The organism is Bradyrhizobium sp. USDA 3240 (assembly GCF_054063295.1).
Window position 1 is genome coordinate 4,477,645 of record NZ_JBSSGD010000002.1, and the last position, 11,801, is coordinate 4,489,445.

General features: G+C 65.4%; 9 protein-coding genes. 3 read left to right on the forward strand and 6 right to left on the reverse strand.

What is annotated here, in order from left to right:
* Window positions 1-92: 92 nt before the first annotated feature.
* From purH to ACVIGA_RS21880, 3 genes are all read right to left on the reverse strand, one after another.
* On the reverse strand, window positions 93-1,685 hold the full coding sequence (gene purH / locus ACVIGA_RS21870; protein WP_456667937.1) for a bifunctional phosphoribosylaminoimidazolecarboxamide formyltransferase/IMP cyclohydrolase: 1,593 nt from the start codon (window positions 1,683-1,685) through the stop codon (window positions 93-95).
* A gap of 275 nt (window positions 1,686-1,960) precedes the next feature.
* Complete coding sequence (locus tag ACVIGA_RS21875; protein WP_456667938.1) at window positions 1,961-3,712, reverse strand: heparinase II/III family protein; 1,752 nt, start codon at window positions 3,710-3,712, stop codon at window positions 1,961-1,963.
* 137 nt (window positions 3,713-3,849) lie between these two features.
* Window positions 3,850-5,196 (reverse strand): RsmB/NOP family class I SAM-dependent RNA methyltransferase, encoded by a 1,347-nt coding sequence (locus ACVIGA_RS21880; protein ID WP_456667939.1) that lies wholly within the window; start codon window positions 5,194-5,196, stop codon window positions 3,850-3,852.
* 201 nt (window positions 5,197-5,397) lie between these two features.
* On the opposite strand from ACVIGA_RS21880, the gene ACVIGA_RS21885 reads away from it, so the two are divergent.
* Together ACVIGA_RS21885 and ACVIGA_RS21890 are read left to right on the forward strand one after the other, a co-directional pair.
* Window positions 5,398-5,631 (forward strand): DUF1674 domain-containing protein, encoded by a 234-nt coding sequence (locus ACVIGA_RS21885; protein WP_456667940.1) that lies wholly within the window; start codon window positions 5,398-5,400, stop codon window positions 5,629-5,631.
* Window positions 5,632-5,682: 51 nt separating this feature from the next.
* Entirely contained in the window at window positions 5,683-6,291 is a 609-nt protein-coding gene (locus tag ACVIGA_RS21890) for a thermonuclease family protein (RefSeq protein ID WP_456667941.1), read from the forward strand.
* Window positions 6,292-6,382: 91 nt separating this feature from the next.
* Here ACVIGA_RS21890 and ACVIGA_RS21895 read toward each other — a convergent pair whose 3' ends face one another.
* Window positions 6,383-6,898 carry a L,D-transpeptidase gene (locus ACVIGA_RS21895; RefSeq protein WP_223971174.1) on the reverse strand — a complete coding sequence of 172 codons (516 nt, stop codon included), beginning with the start codon at window positions 6,896-6,898 and terminating at the stop codon, window positions 6,383-6,385.
* Between the two features lie 376 nt (window positions 6,899-7,274).
* The gene (acs, locus tag ACVIGA_RS21900; protein WP_456667942.1) at window positions 7,275-9,215 is read right to left on the reverse strand and encodes an acetate--CoA ligase; all 1,941 of its coding nucleotides are present in this window, start codon (window positions 9,213-9,215) and stop codon (window positions 7,275-7,277) included.
* A gap of 861 nt (window positions 9,216-10,076) precedes the next feature.
* Between acs and ACVIGA_RS21905 the strand changes: the two genes are divergently transcribed.
* The gene (locus ACVIGA_RS21905; protein WP_456667943.1) at window positions 10,077-11,240 is read left to right on the forward strand and encodes a DNA topoisomerase IB; all 1,164 of its coding nucleotides are present in this window, start codon (window positions 10,077-10,079) and stop codon (window positions 11,238-11,240) included.
* Between the two features lie 137 nt (window positions 11,241-11,377).
* Here ACVIGA_RS21905 and ACVIGA_RS21910 read toward each other — a convergent pair whose 3' ends face one another.
* A complete protein-coding gene (locus ACVIGA_RS21910; RefSeq protein ID WP_456667944.1) occupies window positions 11,378-11,791 on the reverse strand; it encodes an EVE domain-containing protein in 414 nt (137 codons plus the stop codon).
* Between the last annotated feature and the right edge of the window lie 10 nt (window positions 11,792-11,801).

Below are 11,801 nucleotides of genomic sequence, written 5' to 3' on the forward strand. Positions count from 1 at the left end.
CAAGCCTGGTGAGGGATAACTAACCCCAGCGCGCCTTCGATAGATCACGCGGTATGGGTCCCGGCCTTCGCCGGGACGACGATGCCGAGAGCTTAGTGCCTAAAGTGCCGAACGCCGGTGAACACCATGGCGATGCCGTGTTCGTCGGCGGCCTTGATCACCTCGTCGTCGCGCATCGAGCCGCCGGGCTGGATCACCGCAGTCGCGCCGGCCTCGATGCAGGCGAGCATGCCGTCGGCGAACGGGAAGAACGCATCGGAAGCAACCACCGAACCCTTGGTCAGCGGCTCGGCGAGCTTCAGCTCGGCCGCCGCATCCAGCGCCTTGCGCGCGGCGATGCGCGCGGAGTCGACCCGGCTCATCTGGCCGGCGCCGATGCCGACGGTGGCGAGATCCTTGGCATAGATGATGGTGTTCGACTTGACGTGCTTGGCGACGCGGAAGGCGAATTTGAGATCGCGCAGCTCGGCGTCGGTCGGCGCGCGCTTGGTCGCGACCTTCAGGTTCATGTCCTCGACCACCGCATTGTCGCGGCTCTGTACCAAGAGGCCGCCGGCGACGGTCTTGGCGGTGAGCCCGAGCGCGCGCGCGTTCGGCAGGCCGCCCGCGAGCAGCAGGCGCAGATTGCGCCGGCCGGCGATGATCGAGATCGCCTCCTCGGTCGCATCGGGCGCGATGATCACCTCGGTGAAGATGCCGATGATGGCGCGCGCGGCGTCCGCATCGAGCTTGCGGTTGACCGCAATGATGCCGCCATAGGCCGAGGTGGAGTCGCAGGCGAGCGCGCGGGCGTAAGCGGTGGCAAGATCCGGACCCTCGGCGACGCCGCAGGGATTGGCGTGCTTGACGATCACGCAGGCCGCGGTGCGCTGCGGATCGAACTCGCCGACGCATTCATAGGCCGCATCGGTGTCGTTGATGTTGTTGTAGGACAGTTCCTTGCCCTGCAGCTGGCGTGCGGTGGCAACGCCCGGCCGCTTCTCCGGCGTGGCATAGAATGCTGCGGTCTGGTGCGGGTTCTCGCCATAGCGCAGCGACTGGATCAGTCTGCCGCCGAAAGCGCGGAAGTCCGGCGCCTTGGTGTCGAGCTGCACGGCAAACCAGTTCGAGATCGCAGCGTCGTAGGCCGCGGTGCGCGCATAGGCCTTGGCGGCGAGCCGGCGGCGCAGGCCGAGCGAGGTCGCGCCCTTGTGCGCGGCGAGCTCGTCGAGCACGGCAGAATAGTCATTTGCCTCGACCACCACGGCGACGTCGTCATGATTCTTCGCCGCGGCGCGGATCATCGCGGGACCGCCGATGTCGATGTTCTCGATGCACTCCTCGAAGCCGGCGCCTTTGTCGACGGTGGCCTCGAACGGATAGAGATTGACCACCAGAAGGTCGATCGGCGCGATGCCGTGCGAGGCCATCGCCGCGGCGTGTTCCTCGTTGTCGCGGATCGCGAGCAGGCCGCCATGCACCTTCGGATGCAGCGTCTTGACCCGGCCGTCCATCATCTCAGGGAAACCGGTGAGCTCGGAGACGTCCTTGACCTTCAGCCCGGCCGCCGCGATCGCCTTGGCGGTGCCGCCGGTCGACACCAGCTCGACGCCATGGTCGGAAAGCGCCTTGGCGAAATCGATCAGTCCGGTCTTGTCGGAAACGGACAACAGAGCGCGGGTCACGCGGCGAAGCTGTTCAGTCATATCGGAAAATCCCTGGCTGTTAAGGCAGCCGGGTAGCATGGTTTGGGGCGGTACGAAACCGGTCTCCGAGGCCGATTCCCCCGAAAATGGCGATGATTCGGTCCAAATTTCCGCGTGCTACGCTATCCCCGTCATCCTGAGGAACCGCGAAGCGGCGTCGCGAAGGATGGATCGGCCCGGCTGGTGGCCGTCGACCCTTCGAGACGCGCGCGATGCGCGCTCCTCAGGGTGACGGGATTGAGTTTGATCACCCGGACAGACGTGCAGCGGGCGTCCTACAGCGGCAGTTCCGGCTCGCGGCGGGCGTTGCGGCGGGCGTTGGTGGCGGTGGCGGAGGTCGAGGAGCGCACGAAGCTCCAGCGGATGGTGGCGGCCTGCCTTGCGTCCTGCCGGATCACGATCTGGGAGGTGCGGCGCGGGCCGTCATTGCCGGCAAGGAACACGCTGTCCTCGAGATCGACCTTGTCGTCCAGCGCCTCGAAGGTCCAGACGTCGCGGTTGGGCAGCACCAGCATCACGCCGCGGGCGTCCGACAGCCGGCTCGCCTTCACCGAGGGGTGCAAATGGAAGCGCAGCGCGAAATCGGCCTCGCTGCCCTTGATGCGGCCGCCGGGTGCCGGCGACAGCGAGTCCTCGCCCTCCATCCGGGTGCCGTCCTGGGCGATCATCAGCACGCGGCGGTGGATCACGCCGAAGCGCGAGAGATAGCCGTCATGCGAGGCGGTCAGCACGTCGCCGCCGGGGATGGCTTCGCGGTAGTTCTCGACATTGCTCGGCCCGCTGGTGACCGGCGCGCCGCGCAACAGCCGCTTCATCGCCGACAGCTCGACGAACTGGCACGACGAGGTGTCGCGATAGGTCAGCGTCGAATGCGCCGCGGTGGAACGCGCGAACGGCCGCCAATTGTCGCGCCCGGTGTTCGGCATGCCGCAATTGACGACGATGCGGCTCACCCCGGAGGACAGCTCGAACGACAGGCAGCCGGCATGCGCATCCTGGCTGACGCTGGCCGGCGGCGGCGGACCGGTATCGATGATCAAGGTGGTGTTGCCGGCATCGAGCCGCTGGAAGCCGCTATGCGGCATGCTCGACATCGGCACGCCGCGGGTGTCGTCATAGGCGAGCAGCGTCGCGACGAGATCGGAGGGCGCGGTGCTCATGCCGTTGAACAGCGCGAAGCTGCCGTCGCCGTGCCGGAAGAAGCGCAGCATCGGCATCATGCGGTCGATGGCGTTGAGCAGTGCCGGCGGCGGCGCGATATTTCGTGCAGCAAAGGTCTGCCGTAGCGGCAAGAGATCGCTGAGCAATTCGACCAGCGCGCCGGGACTGCGCGAGATGTGGCCGCCGTCGGGCAGGATCTGGCGCTGCAATTCGTCCGAAAGCCTGCGCGTGGCGGACTTGATGTTGCGCGCCTGGTTGGCGAGGCAGAGCGAGGCGTAGCACAGCGCGATCAGGACCTGCAGGCGCGGAACGCCGTCATTGTCGAGCGTGGAGTGGCGCAGATAGCGGATCTCGCGCGCCAGCCCGCGCAGATATTTGCGGTAGAATTTGCCGTCGGTGTCGCCGAGCACCAATGGCGCCTGCGACAACAGCGAGATCACCCGCCGCGCGCGCACGTCGGCGCGCCGTTCCAGCGGCCGCTTGCGGGCCTGGTTGGAGATCCAGTCGTCGACCAGCGAGCGGGCATTGGCGCGGGTCAGCGCGGTGTCGGCGGCGCGCAGATGGCGCAGCCAGCCGAAGCCGAGCAGGGCGGCCTCCCAATCCTCCGACGGCGGCTCGAGATCGAAGATCGAGCGGCCATGGCAGGTCACGATCTTGCCGGCAAACACGAATCGCCCAGCATAGATCTCGGCCGCGCGGGTGGCGTCGGCGGTCCGGAGGTCATGCGGCGCGATGATCAGCCGGTCGGTGCGGCCGGGCCAGAGCCGCGACAGCGCAACCGTGCTCCCGCTGGCGCGCGCCATTATGCTGCGGGCAAAGCGGCCAGCAATCAGCGTCGAGATGCGTCTGCTTTGAGCGACCGACACGCCTAACCTTGCGGGGAGGGAATTTTCAACGAATCCTTATTTAATCCGGAAACGCGGCCAAGACACCCTCTTGATATCCAAGACACCCTCTTGATACCGCGCGAATCACTTCGAGCTTAGAGGACTGAAGTTTAAAATCAGGATTTGACCAGCCGGGCGGCGTAAAAGCCGTCCAGCCCGCCGAGCCGCGGGTCGGCGTTGGGCAAATGGCTGGGCAGGGTGCGCAGATCGCCGTCTGCGGTAATGATGTCGTCGAGGCCGGCGACCTCGTCCTTCTCGACCGGCGCACGGCGCAAGCCTGATTCGCTCTCCAGCAGCGCCGCAATCGCGTGCTCACCTTCCTCCGGCTCCAGCGAACAGGTGCAGTAGACCAGAGTGCCCCCGGGCTTCAGCAGATTGGCGGCCTTAAGCAACAGCCGCTTCTGCAGCGCCGTCAATGCGGCGATGTCGCCTTCCTGGCGCAGCCAGGCGACGTCGGGATGGCGGCGGATGGTTCCCGTCGAGGTGCAGGGTGCATCGACCAGAATACCGTCGAAGCTCGCGGCCTCCGCCGGCCATTCGGCGGCGTCGGCGACGACAGTCTCTGCCTGCAATTCCAGCCGCGTGAGGTTGTCGCGCAGCCGCGCGACCCGCGCCGGCGAGCGGTCGACCGCGGTGACGTGTGCGCCGGCCAGCGCGAGCTGAGCGGTCTTGCCACCGGGCGCCGCGCAGAGATCGGCGATCGCCTTGTCCTTGATGTCGCCGAACAGGCGCACCGGGAGGGCTGCGGCAGCGTCCTGCACCCACCATTGGCCTTCGGCAAACCCCGGCAGCATCGTGACGGAACCCTGCAGCAGCGTGCGCACGGTTCCCGTCGGCAGGATCTCGCCGTGCAGGCGGCTCGCCCATTGCGGCGCGTCCGACTTCACCGTGAGATCGAGCGACGGCTCGTGACCGAGCGCCAGCGCCATGTCGCGCGCGGTGGCTTCACCGTAATGCGCGTTCCAGCGCGCCAGCATCCATTGCGGCAGGTCCAGCGTCTGCGGGCTGATCTCGTCGATCAGCCCCTGGCCCTCGCGCGCGCAGCGACGCAGCACGGCGTTGACCAGTCCGGCATATTTCGCCGCGCGCCGGTCGGACTGCACGAGCCGCACCGAGAGATCGACCGCGGCATGGTCAGGCACATCCATCCAGAGGATTTGGGCGGCGCCGATCAGCAGCGCGCTCTGCGCGCGCGGGGCATCGGTCGGGACGCCGCGGTCGAGCAGACGCGACAGCAGATGGCCGAGCGTGCCGAGCTTGCGCAGGATGGTCGACACCAGCCGGCGCATGAGCGCGCGGTCGCGATCGGCCAGCGATTTCAGCCCGGGATGCGCGCCGGCGCCGTCGAGTTGATCGTCGAGCGTGCGGTGCTTGTGCAGCACGCCATCGAGGATGTCGGCCGCGATACGGCGCGCCGCGAGACCGGGGACTTCGGCAGGGACTGCAAATCTTGAAGGAGGCATGGAGCGGAGATATCTCGAAGGTGCTGAGTTACGTTCGGCTCATGCCATCAACTCGAAAACACCTCTGGCATGCGAATATGCCAAATGTAAGAATCGCTTTGCAGGATTTCTTGATCGTGATGCCGTCACTGAGCCAGCACAGAGATACGAAATTCGCAGGCAGAAAGTTTTGCCGAGAAACGTTCGCCAAGAAGGCCCGCTATGTCTGAGAAATCGCCATCGCCATCGCCCTCGTCGCCGGAACCCGCGCCGCGCAAGCCGCTGACGCCGGCGGCGCAGCGCGCGCTCGCCGAGGCCGCGGCGCGGCGCCAAGCTGCCGAGGAGGCCGCCGCAAAGGACGCGGCCGCGCGGCCGAAGGAATTCCAGGGCCCGAAGGGACCGGAACCGACGCGTTACGGCGATTGGGAGACCAAGGGCATCGCCTCGGACTTCTGAGTGGTTTTGGAGTGTCTTGCCTGACCGTTCGACTCAGGCCAGTCTGGGAATATGTCCCCATACGAGAGAATAAATCCTTATCGTGGGACGGGACGTCCGCCCTTTCGCCGCTCGCCTTGGGGCCGCCGCGTCTCGGCGGCGCTGCCGTGGGTGTTCGTTCTCGGGATCGCCGTCGGCAGCATGTTGCCGATCCGCCGATGGGTGCCTGAATGGGTGCCTTCGCCATCGCACTGGTCGTTGAGCCGGTCGCGCGATGCCGAACTGATCCGGCAGCGCGGCGGCGCGCCTGACGCGCGCCATGCTGTTGATGTCATCAGGACGATCGATGGCGACACGTTCGAGGCGCGGGTGCATCTCGCGCCGGGGCCCGATCTGTACACGCGGGTCCGGCTGCGCGGCATCGATGCGCCGGAGCTGAAGGCGTCCTGTGCGCGCGAACTGCAAATGGCGCAAGCGGCGACGGTGGCGCTGCGCGATCTGCTCGGCCAGGGCGATGTCGCGATCTACAATGTCGGTCCCGACAAATATCAGGGCCGCGTCGTCGCCGATGTCGCGACCAGGAAGACCGACAACGTCTCAGCGGCGCTGCTCGCGGCTGGTCATGCGCGAGCCTACAATGGCGGGCATCGCTTCGGCTGGTGCGGAGGTTTCGCGCGCTGAGTAACAGTGTCGCGGCCGCGGCCATGCCGAACGGCCAAATAAAAAGCCGCGCATCCGCGCGGCTTTTCTTTCGGCGAAGCGCCGTGCGCAATCAGCGGGTGACGACGACCGTCGTGCCGACCGAGACGCGCTGATAGAGATCAGTAATGTCGGGATTCAGCATGCGGATGCAGCCGTAGGAGACGAAGCCGCCGACCGAGCCCGGCACGTTGGTGCCGTGGATCGCGTATTCGCCGCCGGCCAGCGTCATCGCGGCGACGCCCATCGGATTCGCGGGTGAACCGCCGGCGATCACGTTCGGGATGCTCGGCTTGTCGCGCTTGACCTCGGCGGGCGGCGACCAGGCCGGGTTGCGATACTTGCCGTCGATCCGGGTCGTGCCGGCCCACTGCTTGCCGGACTTGCCGACGCCGACGGGGTAACGCATCGCGTGACCGGAATCGAGAATGAGATAGAGCCGCCGTTCGTTGGTCTTCACCACGATGGTGCCCGGCTCATAATTGTCGGCGTGTATTCCGACCATTTCCGGCCGCGCTTCGGCCGTCTGCGACATCACAACAACAGCACCAAGGGTGGCAGCCAGCGCCACCGCAAACTTCATCGACATCAACCTCTCCACTTCCCAACAGCTCCTGCGAGGGAGCCAAAAACGAAGGTGCAGAGCCCTGAAAAAACCGGGCCCGCCGGTCTCGCGCACGCAATATTAACCGCGTGTCTTAACCGGGTGGTTTCACACCGGCCGCGAGACACGTCCTGATGGCGGGCAGAAAAGGAAAAGTTCGGATTAAAGTAAATGACTTGAAAACAACACTTGGCCACAAACGCGCCGCAATGGCGCCGCGCCTCTGACAATCCCGTGAAATGGCCGCGCCCATAGCGCTTCGAGCGAAGCGGATGCCGGTTCGCGTGAAGAAAAAAGCGAAAGGCCGCGGCGGAGATCGCGCGCGGCCCTTCTTCAATGTCCCGATATTGCCGTTGCCGGATTACTTCTTGTTCTGCCGGTTCTGCACGAGGTCGTCGACCACGGCCGGATCGGCCAAGGTCGAGGTGTCGCCGAGGCTGGACGGCTCGTCCTCGGCGATCTTGCGCAGGATGCGGCGCATGATCTTGCCGGAGCGCGTCTTCGGCAGGCCGGGCGCGAATTGAATGAGGTCCGGCGAGGCGATCGGACCGATGTCCTTGCGGACCCAGGCGACGAGTTCCTTGCGCAGCGCCTCGGTCGGCTCGGTGCCCTTCATCAGCGTGACATAGGCGTAGATGCCCTGGCCCTTGATGTCGTGCGGGTAGCCGACAACGGCGGCTTCCGACACCGCCTCGTGCGCGACCAGCGAGCTCTCGACCTCGGCGGTGCCCATGCGATGACCGGAGACGTTGATGACGTCGTCGACTCGGCCGGTGATCCAGTAATAGCCGTCGGCATCGCGCCGGCAGCCGTCGCCGGTGAAGTACTTGTTCTTGTAGGTCGAGAAATAGGTCTGTTCGAACCGCGCATGGTCGCCATAGACCGTGCGCATCTGGCCCGGCCATGACTTCGTCAGGCAGAGATTGCCCGAGGTCTCGCCGTCCAGCGTCTTGCCGTCGGCGTCGACGATTTCCGGCACCACGCCGAAGAACGGCCGCGTCGCCGATCCCGGCTTCAGCTTGGTCGCGCCGGGCAGCGGCGTGATCAGGATGCCGCCGGTCTCGGTCTGCCACCAGGTATCGACGATCGGGCAGCGGTCGTCGCCGACCACGCGGTGATACCACTCCCAGGCTTCGGGATTGATCGGCTCGCCGACCGAACCCAGCAGGCGCAGCGACTTGCGCGAGGTCTTCTTCACCGGCTCGTCGCCGCCCTGCATCAGCGCGCGGATCGCGGTCGGCGCGGTGTAGAAGATGTTGACCTTGTGCTTGTCGACCACGTTCCAGAAGCGCGAATTGTCCGGGTAGTTCGGCACGCCCTCGAACATCAGCGTGGTCGCGCCGTTGGCGAGCGGCCCATAGAGGATGTAGCTGTGGCCGGTGACCCAGCCGACGTCAGCGGTGCACCAGTAGATGTCGCCGTCGTGATAGTCGAACACGTATTGATGCGTCATCGACGCGAACACGAGATAGCCGCCCGAGGTGTGCAGCACGCCCTTCGGCGTGCCGGTCGAACCCGAGGTGTAGAGGATGAACAGCGGGTCCTCGGCATGCATGTGCTCGGCCGGGCATTCCGTCGTCACCATCTCGGCGGCCTCGTGATACCAAAGGTCGCGCGTCGGGTTCATGTCGATCTTGCCACCGGTGCGCTTGACCACCACGACCCAATCGACGCCGCCGGTTTTGGCGATCGCGGCATCGACATTGGCCTTCAGCGGCACCTTCTTGCCGCCGCGCAGGCCTTCGTCGGCGGTGATGACCACCTTGGAATCGCAGTCCTTGATGCGCTGGGCTAGGCTGTCCGGTGAGAAGCCGCCGAACACCACCGAGTGGATCGCGCCGATCCGCGCGCAGGCCAGCATGGCGTAGGCCGCTTCCGGAATCATCGGCAGATAGATCGTGACGCGGTCACCCTTCTTGACGTTCCGCGTGCGCAGGATGTTGGCCATCTTGCAGACTTCGTCGTGCAACTGGCGGTAGGTGATGTGCTTGGATTCGGAAGGGTCGTCGCCCTCCCAGATGATCGCGGTCTGGTCGCCGCGCTTCTCGAGATGGCGGTCGATGCAATTCCAGGCGACGTTCAGCACGCCATCCTCGAACCATTTGATCGAGATGTTGCCGGGCGCGAAGGAGGCGTTCTCGACCTTGGTGAAGGGCTTGATCCAGTCGATCCGCTTGCCGTGCTCGCCCCAGAAGCCGTTGGGGTCCTTGACCGAGTGCGCGTACATCTCGCGGTATTTGGCGTCATCGATATAGGCGCGCTTGGCCCAGTCGGCCGACACGTCATAGATCTTCTCGGACATCGCTTTCCTCCACTCATTGCCGATCGCAAACGACGCGAGGGCAAGCCGTCTTGATCATTGCCGCGATTATGCGTTGCCGCATTCCGGCCCGGCAAGGAAAAATGACTGTCACTTTCGTCGCGTCGAAGCCGCCGGACATCCCGTCGGCTTCCTCATCTGATGGGGCGGTTTACCGCGCCTCGTTGACGAGTGAAACCTATGCTTCATCGTCTGCTCCGGGTCACTGGTCTCTTGGTCGTAGTGGTATCGTTCTCTACTCAACTCGCCGGCGTCCTACGCCGTCACCGCAGTCCTTGGCTGTCGCGAAAGAATCGCGGTCCGTGATCCGCCTGATGCCGAGATGGGAGAGCCTCAAAGCAATGTTTGGGAGCGAGGTGACGCTGACTGCGACACGCCTCGACGCCAATTCTGCTGGGCCACCTGCCGCGCATTTCGATGAATGATCGCAGGGCCGACGCGACGATCTGCGCCGACGATTCGCCCGAACCGCCTGTGCGGCTGGATCGCCGTCAGGAAGAGCCGGGTGGATCGTGAGGTGTGGCGGCTCAGTCTGGGGACTTGGTGTGAAACGGCACGATGCCTGACCTGCCTGCTGGAGCCGGGTCGTGCTGGTCGCGCCAAAAAGTCCGGTTCCCAAGCCGAGCTCCCGCCATTTTGACCGATCCTGGAGGGGCCAAAATCAAGGTTAGTGGGCGAATGGCACCCATGAAAGGTAATTAGAAACCGTTGATAACCGATTCGCGACTCGCAATGTCAGCCCTGACGCCCTAAATCGCGAAATCGAGGCCGGATGGCCAACCGGAACCAAGCCCGAAGCAACGGCATTACCGGGAGAACAGCGGAACAAGGCGTCTTGGAAGTATGATGGATCAGCAGAACATCGCGGCTGTGCGGCCCATGTCCGCCGATCCCGCTGTCGGCCTGGCGAAGGCGCTGGGCCAATGGCCCAAGCAGTCGCCACGAGCCAAGCTCCAGCCGTCGGCAAAGCTCAAGCTCGCCGCGCCCGCCGTCGAGGATCTGGCGCGCGATCTGGGCCTTCGACTCGGCGACCAGAACGAGCTGACCATCCGCCGCATCAAGCGCGGCAAGAATTATTCATTCGTGCGCGCCAATGGTTCGCGCGTCCGCGATGCGCGGACGATCCGGCGGCTGCGTGCGATGGCGGTTCCGCCGGCCTATCGCCAGGTGCGCTATTCCAGCGATCCGAGCTCGCATCTGCAGGCGGTCGGCCGCGATGCCGCGGGCCGCTTGCAGTACCGTTATCACGCCGACTGGGAGAAGGTCCGCGAGCAGCGCAAGGCGCATCGCCTGGCCAAGCTCGTCGCCGCGCTGCCGAAGATCCGGCGCAAGGTCTCGGCGTTCCTGTCCGGTGACGAGCCGACGCGCGAGTTCGCGCTGTCGGCGGTGATCGAGCTGATCGCGCGCACCGCGATCCGGCCCGGCAACGAATCCTATGCCCGCCTCAACGGCACCCGCGGCGCGACCACGCTGTTGAAGTCCAACGTCACACTGGAAGACGATTCGCTGGTGCTGACCTTCAAGGCCAAGGGCGGCAAGGCCGTGCGCAAGGAGTGCGACGCGGCCAAGCTGGTGCGTGCGATCGGCATTCTGCGCGATGTCCCGGGCAAGCGCATGTTCCAGTATCACGACCGCTCCGGCGTCGTCCGCGCTGCCTCGACCACGGCGGTGAACGCGTTCCTGCGCGAGCTCGCCGGCATCAAGATCTCGCTGAAGGATTTCCGCACGCTGATGGCCTCGGCCGTCGTCGTGGAATCGCTGTCGCGGATCACGCCGGCCGCCAGCCAGCGCGGCCGCAAGCGCCAGGTGCTGGATGCGATCCGCGCCGCCGCCGACCAGCTCTCCAACACGCCGGCGATCTGCCGCAAGAGCTATGTTCACGACACCATCGTCACCGCCTTCGAGGACGGCATCCTCGAGCGCTTCGCCGCGACGATGGGCGGATACCGCACCCAGTCCAAACGCGAGCAGTTGCTGGCGCAGGTGGTGATGGCGGCGGGAGCGTAAGCTTCTCTCCGTCGTCCCGGCGAAGGCCGGGACCCATTACCCCAAATTGTGATTGTTGAAGCGAGCTGTGGCCCCAGCGCGCTCCAATAATGCGGAGCAGTGGTTATGGGTCCCGGCCTTCGCCGGGACGACAGCGGCTAAAGCCCGCCCATCTTGCAGACGTACTTCCATTCCTCTGATGTCACCGGCTGCACCGAGAGCCGCGAGTATTTCACCAGCGCCATGTCGGCGAGCTTCTTGTCGGCCTTGATCGCGGCCATCGTCACCGGCGTCTTCAGCGGTTTGTCGGCCTTGATGTCGACGCAGACGAACTTGGCGGTCTTGTCGGTCGGATCGGGATAGGCTTCCTTGATGATCTCGGCGATGCCGACGATCTCCTTGCCCTCGTTGGAATGATAGAAGAACGCCTTGTCGCCCTTCTTCATGTTGACGAGGTTCTGCCGCGCCGTGAAGTTGCGCACGCCGGTCCAGGCTTCGCCCTTCGCGCCCTTGGCGACCTGCTGGTCCCATGACCAGACCGACGGCTCGGATTTCACCAGCCAGTAATTCATCGCAACTCAC

Excerpts from the sequence above, each read along its gene's own strand:
- ACVIGA_RS21895 (WP_223971174.1), bottom strand. The coding sequence starts at position 6,898 with ATGTCGATGAAGTTTGCGGTGGCGCTGGCTGCCACCCTTGGTGCTGTT.
- purH (WP_456667937.1), bottom strand. The coding sequence starts at position 1,685 with ATGACTGAACAGCTTCGCCGCGTGACCCGCGCTCTGTTGTCCGTTTCC.
- ACVIGA_RS21910 (WP_456667944.1), bottom strand. The coding sequence starts at position 11,791 with ATGAATTACTGGCTGGTGAAATCCGAGCCGTCGGTCTGGTCATGGGAC.
- ACVIGA_RS21905 (WP_456667943.1), top strand. The coding sequence starts at position 10,077 with ATGATGGATCAGCAGAACATCGCGGCTGTGCGGCCCATGTCCGCCGAT.
- ACVIGA_RS21890 (WP_456667941.1), top strand. The coding sequence starts at position 5,683 with ATGTCCCCATACGAGAGAATAAATCCTTATCGTGGGACGGGACGTCCG.
- acs (WP_456667942.1), bottom strand. The coding sequence starts at position 9,215 with ATGTCCGAGAAGATCTATGACGTGTCGGCCGACTGGGCCAAGCGCGCC.
- ACVIGA_RS21885 (WP_456667940.1), top strand. The coding sequence starts at position 5,398 with ATGTCTGAGAAATCGCCATCGCCATCGCCCTCGTCGCCGGAACCCGCG.
- ACVIGA_RS21880 (WP_456667939.1), bottom strand. The coding sequence starts at position 5,196 with ATGCCTCCTTCAAGATTTGCAGTCCCTGCCGAAGTCCCCGGTCTCGCG.